General features: G+C 39.7%; 26 protein-coding genes. 1 reads left to right on the top strand and 25 read right to left on the bottom strand.

Features of this window, described 5'->3' with window-relative positions; all coding sequences use genetic code 11:
- Positions 1-8: 8 nt before the first annotated feature.
- The 22 genes from AC0L6R_RS14095 to AC0L6R_RS14200 all read right to left on the bottom strand — a co-directional run bounded on the left by AC0L6R_RS14095 (position 9) and on the right by AC0L6R_RS14200 (position 16830).
- The gene (locus tag AC0L6R_RS14095) at positions 9-1670 is read right to left on the bottom strand and encodes a type IV secretory system conjugative DNA transfer family protein (protein ID WP_473271795.1); all 1662 of its coding nucleotides are present in this window, start codon (positions 1668-1670) and stop codon (positions 9-11) included.
- 11 nt (positions 1671-1681) lie between these two features.
- Complete coding sequence (gene traN / locus AC0L6R_RS14100) at positions 1682-2518, bottom strand: conjugative transposon protein TraN (protein WP_473271796.1); 837 nt, start codon at positions 2516-2518, stop codon at positions 1682-1684.
- A 6-nt stretch (positions 2519-2524) separates the two neighbouring features.
- Positions 2525-3298 (bottom strand): conjugative transposon protein TraM, encoded by a 774-nt coding sequence (locus AC0L6R_RS14105; protein WP_473271797.1) that lies wholly within the window; start codon positions 3296-3298, stop codon positions 2525-2527.
- A 16-nt stretch (positions 3299-3314) separates the two neighbouring features.
- The gene (locus AC0L6R_RS14110; protein ID WP_473271798.1) at positions 3315-3749 is read right to left on the bottom strand and encodes a hypothetical protein; all 435 of its coding nucleotides are present in this window, start codon (positions 3747-3749) and stop codon (positions 3315-3317) included.
- Complete coding sequence (locus AC0L6R_RS14115; RefSeq protein ID WP_473271799.1) at positions 3739-4137, bottom strand: hypothetical protein; 399 nt, start codon at positions 4135-4137, stop codon at positions 3739-3741. The genes AC0L6R_RS14110 and AC0L6R_RS14115 overlap by 11 nt, the downstream gene beginning before the upstream one ends.
- 16 nt (positions 4138-4153) lie before the next feature.
- Positions 4154-4762, bottom strand: coding sequence for a conjugative transposon protein TraK (gene traK / locus AC0L6R_RS14120; RefSeq protein WP_473271800.1), 609 nt, complete (start codon positions 4760-4762; stop codon positions 4154-4156).
- A 2-nt stretch (positions 4763-4764) separates the two neighbouring features.
- The gene (locus tag AC0L6R_RS14125) at positions 4765-5217 is read right to left on the bottom strand and encodes a TraJ family protein (RefSeq protein WP_473271801.1); all 453 of its coding nucleotides are present in this window, start codon (positions 5215-5217) and stop codon (positions 4765-4767) included.
- A 46-nt stretch (positions 5218-5263) separates the two neighbouring features.
- Positions 5264-5617 carry a hypothetical protein gene (locus AC0L6R_RS14130; protein ID WP_473271802.1) on the bottom strand — a complete coding sequence of 118 codons (354 nt, stop codon included), beginning with the start codon at positions 5615-5617 and terminating at the stop codon, positions 5264-5266.
- Between the two features lie 15 nt (positions 5618-5632).
- Entirely contained in the window at positions 5633-6376 is a 744-nt protein-coding gene (locus AC0L6R_RS14135; RefSeq protein WP_473271803.1) for a hypothetical protein, read from the bottom strand.
- Between the two features lie 25 nt (positions 6377-6401).
- On the bottom strand, positions 6402-6710 hold the full coding sequence (locus tag AC0L6R_RS14140; protein WP_473271804.1) for a hypothetical protein: 309 nt from the start codon (positions 6708-6710) through the stop codon (positions 6402-6404).
- Positions 6707-7375 carry a hypothetical protein gene (locus AC0L6R_RS14145; RefSeq protein WP_473271805.1) on the bottom strand — a complete coding sequence of 223 codons (669 nt, stop codon included), beginning with the start codon at positions 7373-7375 and terminating at the stop codon, positions 6707-6709. Before AC0L6R_RS14145 ends, AC0L6R_RS14140 begins: the two co-directional genes overlap by 4 nt.
- Positions 7372-8025 carry a hypothetical protein gene (locus AC0L6R_RS14150; RefSeq protein ID WP_473271806.1) on the bottom strand — a complete coding sequence of 218 codons (654 nt, stop codon included), beginning with the start codon at positions 8023-8025 and terminating at the stop codon, positions 7372-7374. Before AC0L6R_RS14150 ends, AC0L6R_RS14145 begins: the two co-directional genes overlap by 4 nt.
- Positions 8022-8660 (bottom strand): hypothetical protein, encoded by a 639-nt coding sequence (locus tag AC0L6R_RS14155; RefSeq protein WP_473271807.1) that lies wholly within the window; start codon positions 8658-8660, stop codon positions 8022-8024. Before AC0L6R_RS14155 ends, AC0L6R_RS14150 begins: the two co-directional genes overlap by 4 nt.
- A 23-nt stretch (positions 8661-8683) precedes the next feature.
- Positions 8684-11191, bottom strand: coding sequence for a TraG family conjugative transposon ATPase (locus tag AC0L6R_RS14160; protein WP_473271808.1), 2508 nt, complete (start codon positions 11189-11191; stop codon positions 8684-8686).
- A 280-nt stretch (positions 11192-11471) separates the two neighbouring features.
- A complete protein-coding gene (locus AC0L6R_RS14165) occupies positions 11472-11777 on the bottom strand; it encodes a DUF4134 domain-containing protein (RefSeq protein WP_473271809.1) in 306 nt (101 codons plus the stop codon).
- A gap of 60 nt (positions 11778-11837) precedes the next feature.
- Positions 11838-12158 carry a DUF4134 family protein gene (locus AC0L6R_RS14170; protein WP_473271810.1) on the bottom strand — a complete coding sequence of 107 codons (321 nt, stop codon included), beginning with the start codon at positions 12156-12158 and terminating at the stop codon, positions 11838-11840.
- The gene (locus AC0L6R_RS14175; protein WP_473271811.1) at positions 12155-12526 is read right to left on the bottom strand and encodes a hypothetical protein; all 372 of its coding nucleotides are present in this window, start codon (positions 12524-12526) and stop codon (positions 12155-12157) included. Before AC0L6R_RS14175 ends, AC0L6R_RS14170 begins: the two co-directional genes overlap by 4 nt.
- The gene (locus tag AC0L6R_RS14180; protein ID WP_473271812.1) at positions 12523-13563 is read right to left on the bottom strand and encodes a ParA family protein; all 1041 of its coding nucleotides are present in this window, start codon (positions 13561-13563) and stop codon (positions 12523-12525) included. Before AC0L6R_RS14180 ends, AC0L6R_RS14175 begins: the two co-directional genes overlap by 4 nt.
- A 45-nt stretch (positions 13564-13608) precedes the next feature.
- Positions 13609-14829 carry a relaxase/mobilization nuclease domain-containing protein gene (locus AC0L6R_RS14185; RefSeq protein ID WP_473271813.1) on the bottom strand — a complete coding sequence of 407 codons (1221 nt, stop codon included), beginning with the start codon at positions 14827-14829 and terminating at the stop codon, positions 13609-13611.
- Positions 14826-15191 (bottom strand): plasmid mobilization protein, encoded by a 366-nt coding sequence (locus AC0L6R_RS14190; RefSeq protein ID WP_473271814.1) that lies wholly within the window; start codon positions 15189-15191, stop codon positions 14826-14828. Before AC0L6R_RS14190 ends, AC0L6R_RS14185 begins: the two co-directional genes overlap by 4 nt.
- 152 nt (positions 15192-15343) lie before the next feature.
- The gene (locus AC0L6R_RS14195; RefSeq protein WP_473271815.1) at positions 15344-16264 is read right to left on the bottom strand and encodes a helix-turn-helix domain-containing protein; all 921 of its coding nucleotides are present in this window, start codon (positions 16262-16264) and stop codon (positions 15344-15346) included.
- Positions 16261-16830: a GNAT family N-acetyltransferase gene (locus AC0L6R_RS14200; protein WP_473271816.1), complete on the bottom strand. Its 570-nt coding sequence runs from the start codon at positions 16828-16830 to the stop codon at positions 16261-16263. Before AC0L6R_RS14200 ends, AC0L6R_RS14195 begins: the two co-directional genes overlap by 4 nt.
- Positions 16831-17454: 624 nt before the next feature.
- Here AC0L6R_RS14200 and AC0L6R_RS14205 point away from each other — a divergent pair.
- Entirely contained in the window at positions 17455-17841 is a 387-nt protein-coding gene (locus tag AC0L6R_RS14205; RefSeq protein WP_473271817.1) for a helix-turn-helix domain-containing protein, read from the top strand.
- Between the two features lie 109 nt (positions 17842-17950).
- On the opposite strand, the gene AC0L6R_RS14210 is transcribed toward AC0L6R_RS14205, so the two are convergent.
- The 3 genes from AC0L6R_RS14210 to AC0L6R_RS14220 form a co-directional block, all read right to left on the bottom strand.
- A complete protein-coding gene (locus AC0L6R_RS14210; RefSeq protein WP_473271818.1) occupies positions 17951-19858 on the bottom strand; it encodes an ATP-binding protein in 1908 nt (635 codons plus the stop codon).
- A gap of 146 nt (positions 19859-20004) precedes the next feature.
- A complete protein-coding gene (locus AC0L6R_RS14215) occupies positions 20005-20616 on the bottom strand; it encodes a hypothetical protein (RefSeq protein WP_473271819.1) in 612 nt (203 codons plus the stop codon).
- 5 nt (positions 20617-20621) lie between these two features.
- Positions 20622-21881: a Shedu immune nuclease family protein gene (locus tag AC0L6R_RS14220; protein WP_473271820.1), complete on the bottom strand. Its 1260-nt coding sequence runs from the start codon at positions 21879-21881 to the stop codon at positions 20622-20624.
- Positions 21882-22084 lie beyond the last annotated feature (203 nt).

The raw sequence follows: 22084 nt of genomic DNA on the forward strand, positions 1-22084 counted from the left end.
TTTCTCGATCAATGGAAACGCTCTGCCCTAATTGCTTTCGCTTGCCAAACATCATTTCCAACCAGGAACAAAGTATCCTTGTGTCGGACCGAACCACAAAGGACATTTCCGATCACCGAAGTCATGGTAGAAGCCGTTTCTTTCCCCTGTAACTGGTTTAACTGAGGCAATTCTTGGAGCCCCAGCAAAACAGCTACTTTATTACTTCTGGCAGTTGAAATCAGATTTTCGATTTTATGGATGTAAAAGGTCGGTGCCTCATCCGCAATCAGGGCAGTTGGCAAATTCCCTTTGGTGTTGATCAAACGAGTGAGTCTATTAATTACAACCGAATAGCATGTCCCGGTAATACTTTGTGTTTCGGTACTATTGGCCAGGACCAAAACAGATGGTGAGTTGGGGTCTGAGATTTTGAGGTCAAAATCATCTCCACTGAATACCCAGGCTGTTTCCTTGGTGTTAAGTCTGGATAGGAAAATTTTCAGGGTTCCGACCTGACCTTCCAGTTGCTTGAAAACCTTCTTTTCGTAGGCACTTCGAAAAGGAGAAATCATTGACCTGAGCTCTGGGTACTTGGTTAGGCAGTCGAAAATATCCTCATAGTCTCTATTGAGGAAATCCAGCACATGGGCAAACGTCGAGTACTTTCCTTCCTCATACCTAGACACAAAGAATATACAGGCGGAAAGAAAGTTGATCGCCGATTGTTCAAAGAATTTGTCAGCTCCTCCCGAGGAATCTGATTTTTGAAGGGACTGGAAAATTGCCTCTGCAGTTTCGGATGCATTGGCAACTGTTTTCAGATAACGTCTATTGATTGGATTGATCCGTCTGGAGTATTCAACCTCATCCAGATTGATCACATGGAATTTGAAATCGGGATTTTTCTTTTTGTCCTGTGCCTTCAGATAATGGAAATAAGCTATCTGCGCCAAATCAGGAAACTTAAAATCATACAGACACATCGTAAATCCTTTTCCGATCATCTGTCGGATAAAGGGATTGATCACCCCAAAAGACTTTCCGGAACCAGGTGTTCCGATCACAAAGGTTCCACGAAATGGATTGACTAAATTGATCCAACCGTTACGGACTTTTCCCTTGTAATAGAATTTCATGGGGATATTGACCGAATAGGAATTTTCGATCTTCTTTTTATCCTGCATAAAGGATTCTCCCTCGATATTCCATTCATCCTTGCCCAGTCCGGATTTGATCATTTTGGACACATTGTCCAACGATGTATGAATTAGGACAGCCCCAATGAATGTACTCAAGATGTAACCGACATTTTCAATGGAGGTATAGTCGATTACCAAAAAAGAGTTTTCCAAGGTGTAGATATAGACCGATCCAAAAAAAAGGATCAGCCCAAACGCCAAGGGAATAATGATTTGGCTTTTTGGATTTAGATCCAGGTTCTTTTTGGATTTTGTACCGATGGCAGCAAGGCAAATCGCGATTAGGATGGCGCTTTTCCCAATCAATACATTTTGATAGATTTTCAGATTAAGGAGTTTTTCAAAAAGCGGGAAAAGAAATCTTCCTACCACTTCCAATTCCATCAGTTGCGGAGCATAGACAAACATTAGAATGTCCATGAACACCATCAGATAAACGATGAATTGGAATGTACCATGAAGGCTTTTTAACTCTCTTTTCTCATTCATACCCATCCTTTTTAAAGTGTATCTGCATTCAGAACATCAGAATATTTCACCTGCATCTTGAGTGATCTCCCACTGATTTGGGATTCCGTCAATTCGATAGTAAACACCTTGGAATTGGGGAAAGTCACCTTTTTGAAGACATAGATATTTCGATATTTCTTATCAAAGCTCTCTGTCGAAAACAGTTGGTATTCTGGTTCAATCTCAATGGACTGGACATTGGTTGCTTTGAGAATTCTCTTATCCTCAATCTTAAACCTGAGCTGGTCCAGGTCAAACTTTAGATTTGTTTTGTTTTTGAAGGAGATGTCCAAAAAGATATAATCATCCACCGTATAGATGTTGTTGACTTGGCCTGTGACTCCATACTGACTGATTTGAGTGATTTTATTCTTCTTTTTGTCCTTAAAAGCTTCCGTTGCAAAAAATCGAAGTTCCTGATCACTCATGGGAATCTCCCCTACCTCCAATGGATTCGTATTGATAGGAAGGATTTCAATCTGAGTTTTCAGTTGGCGTTCGTCATGTGAATACCAAAGATCATATTGGGCAATAAACTTCTGGCCTATTATGGTCACCACTCCAAGGGATTTATTATATCCGTTCAAATCAGAAACACTGTCCCGGACTGCCTTCACTCGAAACACATTTTCCAAGGGAATATCCCCGATCATATCGTTTGTGGAAATATCTACATACTGGATCGGTTCCGGAGAAAGGAAATGGAGGGATATTTCCTCGTCAATGTAAACTCTGGGAAGCTGTGTTTTCAACAAGGTTCCAGTTTGCTGAGCATTGACCGAAATAGAAATAGCCCAAAAGAGTAGAAATATAAGTTTTAGTTTCATGGTGGATCAGTTTTGGTTTTGGATCGTTTTTTCGTTTTCCTGCAAATCGTTGGGATCGATCAGATAGACTGAGGTTCCATATTTGATATTGGCCTTGTTCTTTTTGATCGTCTTGGAAACTGCCTGAGAAGTTGAGGTAAACATTTTCTGAAGGGCTGACATATACAGCTGGCTTAAATCATCCGAGTTTTGCTGCATGTTGATGCTCATTCCTCCAGTGGTATTGCTACCGAGTTCTTTGGAAAATTCCCTGAAGGCACTGGCCGGAACATAGAGCCCTTCCATCCCGTCCACATCATAAATCGAAAGCTCAATGGGATAAATCTGGTCGCCAACCATCACCGATGAAATGGTAAGCTTCACCCGTTGGGCTTGATACCCAGAAATAAGTGCATAGAGATAAGTTCCTTTGCTCACGAGGGCGTTACCGATCAGTATATCATCCAAAAGTCGGATTCTCAATCTTGCCCCAAGAGTTCCGTTCTTGATATCCTGGTCAATGATCGCCTCAATAAACCTCCCCTTTTTCTCACGGGTGATGGTATTGAACATTGTTGCCGAACCATTGGTCTTTTGGACTCGGTAAACATCCCTTTCAGTTTCCTGCTTTGGTATTTCTGACTCTTTCTCTTTTTGCTGTTTTTCCTGAAAGGCCGGGTCACTCGCTTTTGAAATGGAATCTATCACGGCCATCTGAGCCCTGAAAAGATCCATTGGGTCTTCGTATTTATTTGCTGGGCTAGTTGTTTTTGCTCCCTCCAATTGGTTGATAGCCTGCAAGAGTTCTTCATCTTCTTCAGAAAAGCTTTTCTGCCCTGGAACTTCCTTGGGAAACTGGTGGAACCGGGTCGCTGGATTTAGATGGGTTTGAATAAAAGCTTGAGTTTTTTAGGGCATTGTCAATGGAATCCAATAGCCTCTTTTCCTCTTCGTTGTATAGGCTCTTGACCTGACTGGATTCCTCGATATCGAGTTCCAATCCTTTGATTGCAGTGTAGCCGTCATTCTTCCTTTTATAAGTTTCCCGCGACGCATCCAGTTTTGTGTCAATCGGTTTGTTTTGGATCTTTTCTGAAACTTTCCCTATCTGAGCCTGAATACCGCTTGTTCCCTGAATGGGTTGGTTTGGGCTGTCCTTGCTGAATGATTTATAGCCGTAAAACAGCAAACACAAAAAGGGAAGCATGATAATCGGCAGAATGTATTTTGGCTGTTTAAAGTCAATGTTCATCTTCTTTCGGTTGATTGTTAAAGTATTGCAATTGTTCAATCGCTTTTTCTAGGTAAATGGAATCTTCCTTTGAAATGGATTCCTGGGATATGATCCGTTCAATCTGAGTCTTCAATTCGTTCATCTGAATTGCTCGAGAAGAGAGTTCTTGCAGGGCTGAAAGTTCACCGCCCAAATCACTGGGAATGGCATTCAGTTCTTTTTTATTGCCTTGGGACTGATCGCCCGAGGCGGGCTTAAGGACAAAAAAGGTCAGAATGAAAGAAGCCACAATAAGAAGGATCATTACGCTAAAAATTACTTTCGCATGCCGGTCCAGAAAGGCCCTGGCCAGCCCATCGAATACTTTTACCTGTGGCGAGAATTCATTTTTGAATTCTTGGAACACGGTCGTGTTTCTTACTTTAGAAGGTATTTTTCGAAACATTGGAGAGGTCTTTATTTTCTATGGTTTTCCAGTTCGTGATCAATACCCCATGGCTGTTGTTTTCGCTTCTGGGTATATCGATCAAATCACCCTCAGTGACAATAGATCTGGTGATCGTTGCGCTTCTTCGGTCGATCTTCTGCTTGCCGTAATAGCGGAACCTATTTTGGTCAATGACAATCGAATCTGTCTGGATAGACAAAACTGAACTTGAAGAAAGGATGGAATTGAAATAGCCTTTCTCTTTCAGGTTGTTATACTGGCCAACTCCGGTTTCATCCACAAAGTACATGGCCTTTTCCATCTGATATTCGATGTGTTTATCATCGGGAGTCAGGTTAAAAAAGAGGCTGTGGAACAAGTCCACTGCTGCTTTGTACTCTGCTGGCCGGTTCATTTGCATATTGGTCTGCTTCGCCAAAATGGGAATGTCGTTATCCAGGAGATAGATGGACTGTCTCGCGTTAGCTACCTGTTGATAGGCATAGGCTGATACAAACCCGCAAATGATGATGGAGGTCAAAAAACTTCCAATAGAAAGTATGGTTGCCAACCTGATTTTTGATTCTATGTTTTTGATGATCATGCTTAGATTACTTTAGCTCTGGAAATGGTTTTTGTAGCGGATGAGCCCATTCTTCCTGCGGTGGTTGCAGCTGATGAAATACCCGAAGTAGATATAATCCAAGTAGATATGGAGGGAACTGTCAGAATTGCAATAGCACTGACAAAAAAGGCGACGATTACAAGCCCGAAGCTCAGCAAGCCATTCCCTGCAAACCAAGCCATCTTTTCAAGCCTATCCACTCCGCCTCCTGTGGAAAGCAAATACTCATACTTATCGATTTCAACTTCCAAAGAATATTGCTGGAGCCTTCCAGTGATATATAGGATCAAAAAAGCGACACCTACATAAAGATTGACCGAGACGAAACGGGCTATCCAGGGAGTAAAAGCATCTCGAAAAGCCGGTAGAATACTGACCACCACCGCAAAAGGACCAAGAATGACCAGCACAGTAGAATAAATGATCTGGATCATGAAAATGATATAGACGCAAATCCTCAGAATCCACATTGCAATCAGTTCAATAATCTGGATAAGTTACCAGCAGTTGAAGACTGGTTTGCATTCTGATCCGCATTTGCATTTGCATAATCGGTGAAAGGATTTGGTCTGAAAAGAACCCTTTTACACCGTCCACGATCACAGTTCCCAAATCCTCATCTGAATCCTCAGCCTGATCCGAAGCCATTTCAGTTACTGCTTGGTATTCTACCAGCTTATCACCCATCTCCACCATATAAGCGGCACGGTCAAGACGAAGAGAATTATTAGTGTCGTTCTGCGTACTGAATAGAACTTCTGTCTTGGCCGCAATTAAATCAGTGGGAAAAGCAATGATCTGACAGAAAATTGGCCACCACATGAGCAGGATCACCAAGGCGAAGGGTCTTCAAAGCGGCATGATTTCCAACCTCTTGTCCCCTGCCATCATTTCGTAGCACTTTAGACTGAAAAAAATCAGCATGAAAATACAGGCCAAGGTCTGCGCATCCCTGATAAAAGGGTCGGAATGAGCAAATCCATAATCTCTCATTTCTTCGAAAAAGGTCATCACACCTCTATCGTAAATACTGTTTCCCTGCAAGTAGCTGATAGTCTCCTTGTACTCGTCATGGTTGACAGACTGGGCAAATCCCGTGATCGAAAAGCCCAGGAACATTAAAATTCCGGTGAAAAGCTTCTTCATTTTCAGGACTTGGGTTTGGTTGGCGATTTTTTTGGCTATGTCCACTTCATCTTGCGAATTAGAAATAGTGATTTCACCATTTTCTTTTCGCTCATGGAGCTTCCGGAAGGCTAGCATATTGGCTGACATATCCAGCTTATATTGCCATTTTTCAAGGATATCCCTCATTTCAAGCATAATCCTGTGATACATCAGGATTCGCTGACCTCGCTCCATATCTAGGGTCTTTGAAAAACCGTACTTCTCTGAAAGAGAAGCCATGTTGTCCAAATACCATTGATAGGCTCCATGGTCAGTGATGTACTCCACCACCTCTGGGGCAATTCCCTGAAAAGCCGAGGAAACTGGATCTTCCAAAGGCTTGAGTTCCTTCTTATAATAGAGTTGATACAGAGGATCCGAGGCCGAAAGAGCACCTGAAATCCGAGCCATTTCTGCATTAGCCAAATTCTTAACGGTATCCGAATGCTGTTTATAGTAGTCGGAAGAGATCTGCATCGCAGCAGCCAACCCAAGCCTCTGGGTCTGCTCTCCTGTGGGTGATAAAGGTCTTCTGTCGTAGGTCAGGATAATTGGGATGCAATGCCCATGTTGAGTACCACAGGTAGTTAATAGGGATCCCTAAAACTTTGATGGGCTTTGGATAAAACTTGTCTTCATCCCATTGCTTGAAAACCATTCTTTCCTGTTGAGCAATAATGGCCTTATCCTTAATTAGAGTTTGTCCATGACTCTTGAGAAAAATGCAAAAAATGATTGAAATTGTAAGTAAGGTTCTCATCGTATAAGAGTTTTCTGCTTGATGATAATTTCATTCATCAGCCCTAAATCCTTATTGACGTAGGATTGATAGGGGTTAAGTGATCGGATTACTCCATTGGCTTTCGCCCAATAGATGCTGTTTTTTGCAGAGAGCAACAGAGCACGGATTACCTGCAATTCCTTCTGAACAGTATCTAAAAGTTCGTCCCGGACATTGTAATTGATCAGAAGATTATCACCTTCTTTTAGAATCAAGCTTGACACCTCGGTAGCAAGATTGAGGCTTCTGGTTTTTGCTTGGGAAGTATATTCTTCTACAAAAAGAAATAGGAGGGGATTATCAGAGACAAGCGCGAATGCCTCAGCTGAAATTGATTTGATATCCAGTACAGTTTCAGCAATCATCTTTACCTGAATTGCATCCTTAAATCCCTCATTGACCTGAGTCAGGGACTTGACTATCATTGTCTGAACCATTGCTAAACTGGATGAATTGACAACGATATCATCCGTATTTTGCTTGATGACATCCAGTGTTTGGTGATACCCTATTTCGCTGACATTCCTCATAGCAGCATTGGCATTGACAATCGCAAAATGGTTTCTGTCAAATACCACTGTCACTGATTGAGAATATGCCTGGGCGACATTGATAAACAGCAAAAAGAAAATGAGCTTTTTCATCTGGAAAGTGTTTTGGCGTTCTGAATGATTTCGTCAACCAGTCCCATTTCTGTTGCCACATATCCCAAATAAGGATTGACCCCTAGTTTTCCCTGCAAATGATGCTTTAGAGATTGGGAAGCGTTGTAAGAAATTCCATTGATCTCTCTCAGCTCCTCAATAATATGCTGAAAAAGAATCCTTCGATCTGAGACTTTCATTTGATTGACTACTCCTATACTGGCCGAAAGACCGAGGAGGTAGTTCATCAATGAATAGGATCTTTGGACAAAGAGCTTTTCCGTCTTGACGGCAAAAAGGAATAGAGCAGGATCTTGCCTGCAGTAATAGAGGATCTGCTGTTGGTTGTCAATGATGGAATTGACCAAGGGCCCAGCCGTTGTACCTATTCCGATTGCATCGATGACGATGGAGAGTTTGGCAAAGCGTTCCTGAACCGTCCTGTATTTTTCTTTGACCGTTTTAACCAGGTTGTTATTGACCTCCTCATTGACTGCATTTTTCCCCTGATTTGCTTTTGCCTCCTTTTGCAAATTGTACTCGGACTTGGATTCCTCTACCAACTGATGAAGTAGGGCTACATTCGTTTGCGCAAGACTTGTCCCGAAATTTGCAAACAGAATTATTAAGCTTAGAATCAAAGTTTTCATGGCTGTAGGGTTTTGGCTTTTCTGGCGATATCCTGGGCGAGTTGGATATCCAAATTGATGTATCCCTGGAAAGGATTCAGGGCCTTGAAAACTCCCTTCATCTGGGCAAAGTACATTGACCGGTACATGCCGTAAGTGTAGGACCTCAGGATTACCAATTCGTTCAAGATTTGGTTGATCAACTTGGATCTTTCTCCGGCATCCATGAGGTTATTTTCTCCACCTTTTAGGACAAAAGAACTGACCTCCAAGGCAAGCGAAGTTGCCCTTTGTTGAAACATGGTAGCGTTTCGCTCGGCAAACAGAAGCAAGGCAGGATTCTCACCCGCCAGCTCCATCACATCATTTAAATCTCCTGAAATAGCGGTTGCCATTCGTGCAATTTCCTTGACATTGGAAAGATTGGTCAAAATGGAACTGACTTCAGAAAGACCTTTGTAGATTTTATCCTGCATCGTATTGACAATAGTCAGGTTTCCAGTGATTGCCAGCTGGCCCCTTTCAATCAAAGTCAACCTTTCATTAGTCGCCTCAAGTTGTGATTCAATTACTAAAGCATGGGCGGCAGTGGCAGCTGAAACAGCCGGGTCCACATAAACAGTCTGACTAAAGGTTGATCTTGAGAAAAGCAGCAATATGAGTAGTTGAAGATGCCTCATCATGCTATGCGGTAATTCGGTGAAAGAAATGTATCAGTGAGCGGACATCCTTCTTTGTTGACTTTCTCGAAAAATCTATGAAGACTCAGATTAGTAGTAGTAAAATCCTCTACAAATGCGTCCAACCCCATTTTATAGCCTCCAAATGCATTGGCATAAATTTCTACTGCTGATTTTTCTGGCTTTTCCGTGGTGTAGGTTAGGTATTGGAAGAGTGACACCTCTACCCCATATACTTCGCCTGTAGCCCCTCTTCTGATGTAAACTTCCTTGAATCTGCCGCGCCCTTCCTGTCTGTCCAGCTGGTTAATGGTAAAAATCTTCCTTCGCTCCTTCTCACTGATGGAAAGCAAAGAAGCAATCTGCGAATAGTTGTCTTTGAACTTGGTTTGGTCCAGGAGACAAATCGTATCCGAATTGTTGATGATACTGTCCTTCACCACTTCATTCCCGATGATATCACCAAGTTCCTGGGTGACTACAATCGCCTCCCCCCAAAACTTCCGCACCGTTTTATACAGATATAGAATATACCCAGCCATCAAAGGAGAAGCGATGGCTTTCCATGCCTCCTCAATGATCAGGGCTTTTCGGTACTTAGTTCGAAATCTCATTTTCTGGATAAATACATCCATGATGATGAGCGTCACAATTGGAAAAAGAACCTTATGCTCCTTGATACTGTCAATTTCAAAAACCACAAATGATTCGGTGAATAAGGATTGGTCAACCTCTTCGTTTAGCAGATTTTCAAACTCTCCACCTTGATAGAACTTTTTGAGCACAAATCGGAATTCATCCAGTTCAAACGTGATTCGCTCACGTTCCATGATTTCCGGGATTGTCTCTAGGGCGAATTCATAAAAGCTATTGAAGCAAAGTCGATCAATCTTGCCCTCATCAGAGAAAAACGAGGAATAATAGGCTGAAATGGTATACGATATCACATCAGCTTCCACCTGTGAAACGCTGCCTTCAGCTGTCTTCCATAGAAGTGAAACAAGCGTCAGGAGATAGTCCTTTTTCTCGATGTTGTACTCCTCTTCGGAGATGGCAAAAGGATTGGTGGTAATTGGCTTTTCTTCAGTATAGGTAATGTATTTGCCATTGTAATATTGACACAATCCTGAATAGGAATGTCCCGTATCCACGATCACCACATCCATTAACCATTTAGGATCAGGCTGCTTGTTCCACATGCAATACTGCTCCACCAGGGCATTCATGAAGAATGATTTGCCCGACCCAGAAGGACCTAGTACAAACTTGTTTCTATTGTTGATCCGGTTAGTCTGCATAGGCAAATCTGACGGATCAATTTTCAAGGGGATTCCCTGCCTATCGGTGAATCGAATTTGAAAACCGCTTTTTTCATCTTGATTCAGGGATTCTTTAAAGAAAAAGCACAGCGCAGCATCTGCGGTGGTCAAAAAATAGTCATACACTTTCAATTCAGCTGTATTACATGGAAGTACAGTCCTGAACAACTCCAATTGGTTGTAAGAATTTTTATTGGCAATAATCCCCTGCTGAAATAAGGATGACTCTACATAGTTGCAAGCGCCCTGAATATGCTCCTTCTGAGCCGAAACTAAGACATTGAAATGACAATTAACTAAAAGCTGATTGTTCCTTGTCACATCCTCCAATAGCCTATTAATGTCCTGGACACACATATCATTGGCAGGATCTGGGATTCCCGAATGCCTCTTTCGCTTGACCTCAAGTTTGTGTTGGGTTGGTCTTTGCTCTACAATCTCAATGACTTGATTATAAACAATGGTCTGGAAGTTTGGGACATCAAATAGAAAACCCATGTTATCAATTGGGAATCCTTTAAGGCTATCCTTATCACTTCTTTCAGAATGGGACGCTATCGTTTCGGGGAGCTCTACCTTATCTGTGTCAACCATTGAAATAGATCGGAATGCCCTATCGCCACTCTCCACTTGTTTTTCCACCGGAACCAAATTGTCCAGTACAATTCTATCTTGGTAAAAATTCATACTGAGAATCCTTTTCACATACCGGTCAATCTCGGTCTTATTCAAAGCATTAGGTTTAATTCCCGATTGCTCAAAAAGGTCTGTTACCTTTCCGATGCATTGAATAAAATCATTCACTGATTTTTCACTATACCTTCCTTTTGACCGCTTGGTGATGACCAAATAGGTATTGTGGGAAACATATTTTCTACCCTGAAAATGTTCATCATATTTCCGCTGCAGATACTCCTTTGAATTATCATCATGATAGCTTTCAGTGGAAAAAACATCCTGCTTTTGGATCAAATGACCTTCTCCTAATATTTTGATGACATTCGTATATAGCTGGTGAAAAAAGTCGTACCTAGAAGGATCGGCAGAATATTGAACTACAGGGTTTTCAAGTTTCAGAATCAATCCGAAATCCCCATTTAGATTAAAAAGTAGATGGAATCCTTTGAATTCAGTTTCAATGCCCGCATAGGGCAACTTAAATTCATTCCTTTTATTCTTCAATATCATTTTTTAGGTTTTAAGGATGTTGCGATTTGGAACACTCCTACATGCCTTGTTTTGCTATGCAGTCCCTTTTTTTGTTGCTGAGAAGTAACCAATAGACCACTTACGATTGCTGAAATTGTGATAACACCACCTGCGATCATGCTGGTCAAACTTCCGATAACTCCACCCAGCACGACTCCGATGATCAATGAGGAAATTCCCCACCCAATAAATTTTCCTTGAAATCCACGATATATAAGGGGTTTTTGAAGCCCCTTATATATTGGAAATTGCTTAGCCATTAGACACCGAAAAATGCCTTGATGACAACACTCACCAGCACTAGGAAAATGCAGGAACCCAGCCATCCCATCAACTCTTTGTTGATATCTTGATCGCCTTGATTCCACTTACTGTATACACGGAAACCTCCTATAATCCCGACCACTGCACCGATCACCAAGCAAAGGCTTGCGACGGGATCCACATAAGTCAATAGAGAGGATTCAGCAGCTGTAATTCCCTGTACTCCTTGGGCATGTGCAGAAATTGAAACAATGGTCATTGCTAAGGCATTTGAGATCTTTTTTGTGGTTCTGTTGAACATGATTTTTATGGTTTTAGTAAGAAAATATTTCATGGACTATTTTGAATTGGCGGTATAGTTTTAGGTAAGTGGAACTCCATAAAGTCCGCTCAGAAAAAAGCCGATAGTTGCGAGAAACAAGCATGCTCCAAACCAGCTGATCACCTGGACATCAATATGATGACGTCCCATCTGCCAATTGTTGTAAACCCGCAGGCCTCCAAGCAATCCTGAGATGGCACCGGAAACAAGAGATAGTCTTGACAATGCGACGTAGAAAGATTCCATATCTGATTCTACTTCTTGAAACTCTTCCACTCCTGGAGGAGTCTGAGCCAACAATTCCATGCTAGTCAAGGAGAGAATTAACAGGGAGCACAGAAGAAAATGTCTTGCCTTCATGAGAACACTACTTTCTTTTTCATTTCGATTGTGTTCTCTTTGGCCAGAGCAAAAAGAGAATCTAAATTGGTCACTCCGCCCGTTGACTTGACTGGATTTGTCTCCTTGAATTCCATTTTCTCCTCTTGTCCCTCTGTGTTAGTTGAAGCGGGTTTTTCAGGTTTTGGAGTTGATTTGTTTACTAAATCTTCCTCCTCAACGACCATTGGCTTTTCGTCAAATTCTGATAGATCTGACTGGAATGCATAAGAAGGCCTTTCCTGAGATTTGGCACGATGCGGTGTCCTTAACACATCAATGACGACGTTGACCGCATAGTACACTACATAGAAAAGGGCTAGGTATAGAAAGAAATCTGTCCAATTCATAGCTTTAGTTGGTTTAGTGATTTTTTGATTTCGTTGACCAGTTCAGGATTGTTTTCTAGAAAATCCCAGCATACATAGTTCACGAGAGAGGTGACCTTGATCCCAAACAGGTAATTCACGTGTTTGAAGACATCCTCTATTTTAGAATCCATCCGGATAAGTCTGCGGTTTTCTCCGTTTACTTTATAGTCCCGAATCCGCTCTAATAGCTCATCCACTTCTGAATTCCTCTCTTCACTACCGAAATTCTCGCTGTAGGTGGACTCTGGCTTTTTTTCTTCGCCAGGAGCAGGGATTTCGCCACGAACTCCTTGTACTAGTTTGTTTATATACTTTCCACTTCCCATGAGGATTCGTCTTATGTAGTCATTGAATATTTTGTTGAAAATTGGGTCGAGAATTGGATCCAATGTTTTTGGAGAGTAGGAAGTCGTTATTCTTTGAAAATCAATCCTATCAGAAACCGGTGAGGTCAATTCCCCAAACTTGCTGAGTGCCTGATTGACACTGTCCAGGGTTTCGTATTTCACGGAAGTTTTCACTCGGTTTGGGATCAAAATAATTTTGCTCTCCGGGTTTATCTTTTTGACCACATAGCAAAATTCAAAAGTGCTTGTCACGCTGTATTCATCGTAACAAAAGGGACATATGATCAACCCTGAATCTTTAAAAACCTGAACCAGATTGTCGTCTGCCATAGTTCCTGCAAGGTCAATTACAGTAAGTAGATTTGGCACTTGGGTTGCTTCCTTGCGGATGTTCCGGAATCCAGAAATCTTAGAAAGTTCTACCTCATATAGCTTCTCATTTTCCAATAGTTCGGAATTAAGGTGCTTGTTATACAGTGACTGCTGAAAATCCATATCGATGACTTTCACCTTCCTATTCTTCTTTTGGACTGAAAAGTTGGAAAAGAGTACCGCCAAAGTACTTTTACCGACGCCTCCTTTCTGATTGGCAAATAGAATGATCATGGTTATTTTTTTATCTGGTGATTTCATTTTCTCCAATGCGTTTTTTCCTCCTTTTCCTTCCATGGGTAGCCTCATCATCTTCATCATTGGCGACATGTAGAATGGGTATCAAGTCGAATTCCTCCTGCTTTGTCCTGAAGAATGCTCCTCGGATAGGTCTAAATATTCTTCCAAAGCTTGCTGTTGTTTTGGCTGAAGAATATCCTTGGTGGAAACAACTCCTTGTGAGATCTTCAGGTAAGTATCTCCTTCTCTTCGCTCAAATCTTAGTGAATGATGTTCTAACCCTTGCTGGATAGTGGAAAAGTCGTTGAATGCTGATCTTAGCTTTACTTTACCTCCAATGAAATCAATGGTCTTGGACTTGCCTGTTTGATATTCTTGCTGCTTCCCTCCCGCTTCAAACAAGCGCTTGATTGGAAACACTTCACTTCCTTTGAACACATTCTTATTGGAGCTGTCTATAAGAGAATAGCCGTAAGGTGTCTTTGCATCCTTTCCATGAAAAATCAATTGAACTCCAAACTTGGCCGAGAGGAAATCCCCTAAATCTGAGCGGTATCCGATATGCTTATTTGATATACTCCCGTATTTCGGTTCAAATAGTGGGGTTGGGTCAGTTTTGTAGATTCTAGAATACTTATCCAGAATTGCTTTTAGCTGATTAGCTCTAGTCTTATCCAGTTCATAGGATTGGAGCTTTTGATTGATCTCAGAAATAGGGATTCGCCCCTGGACTGATCCGTACTTAATCAAAATTAGTTGTTGATCCTTTTCTTTGAGCTTGTATCCAAGATTCTCCAAGAGCAACATTCCCTGAGCCTTAGTACTGAAACTGAATTCCCGAAGCGTATCAGAAGCTTTATTGGCCTCCTGCTTCGGATTCAACCTCATGATCTCATTGATCGCTTCCTGTGCTCTTATTCTTTCAAAAGAATCGTTGATCTTCTTTCCTTCCTTATCAATTCTTGAGGACACTATATGGACATGGTTATTGGCCGTATCCTTATGGAAAACAATCAAAAATGGATTTTTTCCATACCCCATTTTATCTACCCACTCATGTGCAATATCAGTCAGCTCCTCTTTTGTATATTCTCTCTCCTTGCAGCTGATCATCGCATGAAACTGCTTGTCCCTGACTATGGTATTTCGATTGGAATGAGCAATCAGAAAGTTTTTCACCTCATTAGGACCTATTTCTTTGGTGTCCTGGAGATACCCAAAATTGCGCAACCTCATCAGTTCCCCTTTTTCATTTTGGGTTTTGTTGGTGTTGTAGGTCACACCTTTGAAGCTGCTAGTACTTGAAAGAATTTTAGCCCTCATCTGATTACCTTATATATTTGTTTCAAAAGCTTATTCATAAAATCTCGATGCTCGATATGTTTTGACATTAGCATAGTATGATCTTTAAAAACCGAGGGAGAAATTTTGTCCCTATTGGTATTTGCATGTTTAGCCAATTGGTTGATATTATTATTCACCCGAGCCTGTTCAGAGACCAGTTTTTCAATGGAATTCAAAAGCCCACTGAGGTCAATGATTTTGATTTCTTCACTGCTCAGCTTCATCCTGATCAATTGACTCAAAGACATCTTTAGTGACTGACTTTCCTCTTTTAATTGGGTATAGATCTCAGGCTTTAACCTGACAGAAACCCAAGAAAGATTCTCTCTTCTCTTTTCCATGGCTGCGTGTTAGCAGGAGTAAAGAATTGGAATTGTGCGGTGAAAAAAAATACCTAGAAATGCGCAAAAATGACAAATAGGCATATATGCGTATATAGAAATATATATACGCATATATGCCTAGAGAGCGGGTTTACACCCAAAAATTTGAATTATGAATAGGAGTTTAGAGAGTTGATCAGTTCCACCCGATTTTTACTCTCAGATTTTTTGTAAATCGTCTGAAGGTGCTTGTTGACTGTTCTTTCAGAGATACAAAGTACATCAGCGATCTCTTTACTGGTCAGACCTTGCGAGACTTGCTCTGCCACTTCACACTCCCTTTTAGTCAACCCTAATTCAGAACACCTTTGGGAGAAAAAAGTGGTAGAATCTATGTGCTGCTTTAGGTCAATATCATCCAGCTTTTCGAAGACCTTTCTGTTTTCATAAATCATCTTTCGGATGAACAGAAAAGTAATGAATATGAAACCTCCATTGGTACACAATACTTCGACCAACTGGCTAGCATCCACATAGCTGAAAAGTGGTAGCAATACCCATGGAAGAGCTGCCGAATAAGTCAGAATAGCATCTAAAGAATGTTGATACCCTTTGAATTTTTTTCGAATACTCAGGAAAATCCTAATGACCAAATAGATGGCATAGCCCAAAGGAATAGCCAATCCATACCAAAGGATAGTAGGCAGGTCATCTAATAAAGTAAGCCCGACACAAAAGAACAGAAAGAAGGGAGCAAAAAGAAAAAGCCAAATACCGATTCTTGCATCCCATCTTAAATCCTCTAAATCGAAAACCTTGTAGAAATAGAATGGGAAATATGCACCCATTGCAAAACCAGCACCATAGGCCAAATTGATCTGTAGCTTGAGAGAAAGGGCAAGATCCGGATCTGGAAAAAGCCCTCCTGCGATGTTATAAATGATCAACAGGGCTAGGAGTACTAAGTAATATCTTCTATTCTCCTCAGAAGGTTTTTGAAGGTATAAGACCAACTGTGAGACAAAAAAAAGCAACTCGCAAACGACAAAAATAAATGTCACCAAATGCATTTCCGTTCCAAATACTGTCATGGCATATCCTTTCTGTAGAAATAAAATGGGAATCCAAATTCATTGGATGATTCATAGACAGAGAATCCAAAGCTCTCATACCATTTGAAATTACGCGCTGTAGAAGTCTCTAAGCAGACAGGAAGATTTTTCCTCTTTGCAATGTCCAGGACTGAATTCATAAGGCTAGACCCCTCACCTTTTCCCTGACTTTCCGGTTCGACACCAATGAACCAGAGATATAAAAATGGCTCTTTCGGCTGCGCTGCTTCTATGCTTGATTCTCTCTTCAACACTTTTGGAATCTTTGGAATTCCTATGCCATTCAGAGCAAGTTTCAAATCCCAAAGCCATAAACTCAATGGCTTTTGCTTTTGGGTGGAATATTTGATCAGCACACAGGATTTTCCAGAATCCGATATGAAGACTTCTCCATTTCTTAGACAGTTCTCCAAGCTATATTCCATTAATACTTCCCTTCCTTTCGGTGAATTCCCTACCACAAAATCAACAGATTTATTACCCTCAAAAGAATCCACTAACACTTTAATGACTTTTGCCCTATCTGCTTCTAAGAATTTTCTCATGTTTTAGTCTATTAAAATTTAACCGAGTTGCGAGGTGAAATCCCTCCATTTTGAATGATTCTGTTAGGAATCTCTAAAAGGGCAAGTTCGTGTTTGGGAGAAAAATTCGTCAGAATTTGTGTCACAAATACACAACTTGCATGGCACACGCAAAGGATGCCTCACCCCTCATTTTCTACAAAAATCAGGTTACTAATTCAACGGTTCAAAAGCTATCACCGTATCGCAAAACCATAAAAATTTGAAATTGAATTCCAACTCTTAAGATTGATGGGTTGAAGCTTTGCACTTACTTATATGATATATCCAGATATAGGAATATCTGGATATATATCTGGATATACGCATATACCAAATTCCAGAAACACAGTAAAATAGTTTTGAAATACACTTATAAGCATATATTTGTCAAGGATTGCCATTTCGAAAACATTTGGGAAGAAAGAAAACCTATTCATTTCTCCAATTACAAATGGATCCTGACCACGATATATCACAGAAATTGGATAATTTGTAGATGCAGACTTTACTATTCCGTGTGAATATATCTACATATACAAATATATGGTTTTGCGATATTTTTGAAAATTATATAGTTTTAAAAAAAGTGAAAACTGACTACTAGTGACTGAAAATCAGCGATTAAAAATCATTCGGAAATATTTAGGTATGACCCAAGTGGATTTTGGGGCATCCATAGGATTGACACAGGCTGGATATTCAGATATAGAAAGAGGAAAAAACAACGTCTCCGGCAAAATAAAAATCATGCTGAAGAAAGTACACAGGGTGAATTTGACTTGGCTGGAAAGCGGTAAAGGAGAAATGGTAGACACCATCATCCCAAATCAAGAATGGAGTCCAGAAAGGTTTGCAGACGACCAAAAACAGATCGAAAACCTAAAATTAGAAATCGACAGACTCAATGCTGAAAACAAACTTTACCGTGAACTGCTGAATTCCAAACTCAAGATGATTGCGACTTTGGAGGAGAGGTTTGGGAAGGGGTAGATATGCCAAAACTTATAAATAAAAAATCTATTGCCTCATTTAAGAATTGTAGCTTTGAATTGAGCAATTGCCTTAAGCAGGTAAAATTTATATCTTTAATTATAGCATTTTATTTTTCGATTAATTGCATTTGTCCATTCAACTCTTCTAAACGCACGTTTTCAAGAAAGGGCGAGTTCTTTACTTTATCATAAAGATTCAATAGTCGACTGTTCGCTCTTCTGACAACTGTATCGTAGAGCAAGGGCACTATTTTTGTCCCACCTTGGCGGGTTTCTTGCGCTTCCAATGGGTCTATTTCGGATCCAAGCACAAAGCAGGTAATTTTATTCTCTGAAGAAACATAGCCCTTTCGGGTAAGTTCTTTTACATATCCCCAAGCTTGGTTTTTCTGATCTGCTCCGAGAGGAACTCCAGGCTTTTTTAGCTCTACGATAGTAAGACGATCAACCCCTATTTCGCCTCCCTCATCATCATATCTGGGATATGAATATAACCCAACCGTACTATCACTTAGAATAGCAAAATCAGGTCTTTTTCTTGAACCTTTCTTCTTCCCACCATATAAACTCTGAATTACTGAAGTCATTCCCTGGTTCGAAGTGTATTCAATGGTTTCATACTCCGGACCAAAAATCCACAAGCTTTTCTTAAAAAGGGGCTGAAGTTCTTGAACCTCATCTGTATCTTTTAAAAGAACTTTGGTTCTTAATTGTTCCAACAATTTTAACCTAAACTGCAACTCATCCAATACCAATTTAGCCAAATCCACATTCCATTCTTCAAGGATTTCGTTAAGATTATCTAGTTGGTTTGGATCGAGCTCATATAGTGTATTAATCAAACTGAATTGAGACTCTGACTCTTCTAAATTTGCGAGAATAGTTCCAAGTTTAGATAATTCCGATTCATTAATGGATGGACATTCCTCTTGAACCTGTGTAATAAATGCTTTCCATTTGGTCTTCCCAATCAAACCAATACGTTTTAAAGTTTGATTGTTTTGAAGCTTTATGTCATCAAAAGTTTCCTTTCTCTTCTCTTTGGAAATGTCAAGTACAAAATCCTTAACTTTCCTCAGCACAACCTCGTTGACTTCTTGAAAATTCTCACTGCCAGTTTTGAATCCAGACCAGTCTGGGAGTATGTTACTATCAGAATTCAATAGATCAGCCAGCACAATGAAAATGAATCTCTTAGCCTCAATCCGTCTTCCGTCAATAAGATGATCCATTCCAGTTCCCTTCCATGAGCATTCACCTACTAAGCGACCATTTACATGCCAGGCAATACCATGTTGATGTGATGTCTTGTCAGTTGATAAAGTATCAATAGCTATTAGTTTTACCTGTCCAAGGTTATCAACAGGCAGGATGAATTCCTTTATATTTTTTTTTGGTATGTCGAGAAATGTTATCCGCTCCCCATTTATTGCTACAGAAAAATTAGGGTCAGTCAGAAATCTCATGCCAATTTCTCGTTTGATAAGTTCAGCTGAAAGTCCAGGTATTTTTGCACTTTCGGTATAAATAATAGTTCCATGCCCTTTAACACCAGACCTGCCATCGACCTTTTGAAAGAAAATCTCTCCTTCATTACCTCTGAATACCTTTACTGTAATCTCATTATTTGACCTCCATGTTTTGACAAAAAATAAAGAACCAAAACAGAAGCCAGCAAATCTTCCCTTACCGTTTTTCCCGAAAGCTGTACGCTTGGATACAATCGAATTATCTTCAGGAATTTTAGCAAAAACACCTTGATCTCTCTGTCTATTATAAGCCAGTTTCCTGAATCGCTGATCAAATTCAGCTTCGGACATACCATGGCCATTATCTCTAATGAAAAATGTTCGATCTGCCTCGTATGGCCACTTAATTTCAACTTTCGTGGCACCAGCGTCCCATGAATTAGCTATCAGTTCAATAATAGCAATTTTAGGTTCACTTACTATACCAGTTCCTGTAAACGATTCAAGGAATCTTTCATCAAATAATGCGGTTTGCTTTCCTTCCATATATGAGTTGCTCTAATTAGGCATAACAATTAAGTAAAAGTGTAGGAGCGAATTTCAAGGAAATTGTCTCCCTGTCACATTCAAAACTAAATGTTGTACGGATCTGAATTAAAATATCCCCCCTACGATTGCTCATTTACAGTATTTTATCGCATTCTTCCATTTAGTATTTCTTCTAAGTTATTTGCCATCATCTTTTTAAGAATCGCACTTCTAAAACCTTCAGTTAAAGGAGTAATAATCTTATTGTTAATATTGTTATTTAGATAAGATATTCCATCTCTTCCTCTTTCAACTTCTTTGGAATTAAAACTTTGTATGGCTAAATCAGCCAATATATCTGGGGTAATTTCTTTAAGATTACAACCGTAATTCGCAGTTAAATAAATCTGTACATCATTTAAATCAGTATGCTCTTGTATTACTAACTGATTAGGATTAGGCTGATTTCTTATAGTATAAATCCTATTTGTCCCAACATTATTTGTTTCTCTCCTGTAAAGCATATCTTTTACTTCATCTAAAGTTAAACCCTCTTTAAGTATCAATAAGGTTGCTTCCACTTTCTGACCTCCATTTGAGACAGGAATTAAAGTTGGAGCATTTCCTCGTTTACTACTTTTTCTTCCGTATTCAATATTAAATGGAGTAATCACACCGCCCTTTCTTTCAACAATAAAACTTTGTAATTCTTCGCCCGGATCATCAATTAAGGATCCAAAGGCAAGAATGCCAATCTTTTGAGGAGTAGTCGTCATAGGCCTTATTTTTTCATTAAAGTTTGAAGGCTCTCAATTTTCCTCTGTAGTTCATCAAACGTGATAATCTCCACATCTCTACTATTACTTCTAAACAATTCGAATGAGTATATCTGTTTCTCTGTTAAGTCATTAATACTTCCAATTAGGACAACACATTTGGAATTAAAAGTCTCAAAGTTCTCTTTCGATTTACCTCGTGCCACATAAAACTCTTTCTGGAAATTGTCACGTTGGTTTAGTACCTGATTAATACAACCCGAAAGGTCTTTAGTTACACTATACACGTCATCTCCTCGATACGCAGACTTGTCTAGAAGTCTAGTTTTGTGGGTTTTAATTTCCAAAAAAGAAACATTGTCACTTAGACTATTTTTAACAAGGAAATCGCTGAATTTGCCGTTTTTGTTATCCATCGTTTTACCCCCAACATAAGCCTCATCTCTATTCAAAATAATGGGGTGAGCGAAAATTGATGAAAATATCCAGCTATGCAGCTTAAGGAAGCCCTGCCACCTTTTTTCCAATGAATCACCATCAGTTGATAATTTCATTAGTTCACAGTATTCCTTAAGAGTTTCCTGAATGTATTTATTATCAATTATCTCTTTAGTTTTAGCTAGAGATTCTTCTGTCAAGAAGTCGTTTGTCAGAGAAAGGCTTTTAAAAAGCTCAATGATCGCTATTTTATCTCTACTTGAAAATTCGTCTAAAGATTTTCCCCAACTTAACAGAGAGGTTGCAATGGTATTAGGGATATAACTTGCTTCGGGCTTATCAATATCTTTTGGAAACAAATCATGTAAAACATTATTTAAAACAGCCTCTACATCATTGTTATTTTTTTTAAACACACTGTCAAAACTATCATTTAAAGTCTGTAAATTTTTCTGATTTAAATATAGTTTTTGAGCCTTTAAGTCTATTTTAGTTTTACCATCTTTTTCTATAATTACTTCTTTAAATGAATGATCAGAATCTAAGAATTTTGAAAAAGGTTTTAAACGTTTAGTAAATCCATATCCGAAAGTAACTGACTTATTTACACCAATTGGAAGTTTCCCTTTAAACCCAATAAAAGAAAATTTTTCAATGGTTTTGTATTTTTGCCCTCCCTCAAAAGCTCTTGGATAGTGAACTTCTAAATCTTTCTTTTTATATAGAATTTTCGATCTCTGATCTATGCCAAGTTCAGAATCTATATAATTGTACTCAGTGAAAGTTGTGGTGTCTTTAACGATTCTTTCTTCTTTTACATCGGCCATAAAATTCCATTAATCTTCAAAATGAGCACTTATTCACAATTGGTAATTTTCTTTTGACCTCAGCTTTAGAAGAAATCTAACTTTTTCAGGATTTAAGCTCGAATGGGTTGAAAAAGTCGGCTTTTTTTGACTTTCTAAATCTGGATCATTACGTTTTGATGATCATTTCCAACAATAAGACTATCGTAGAGATTCATTTTTTA

The organism is Algoriphagus sp. 10J20-15 (assembly GCF_055809615.1).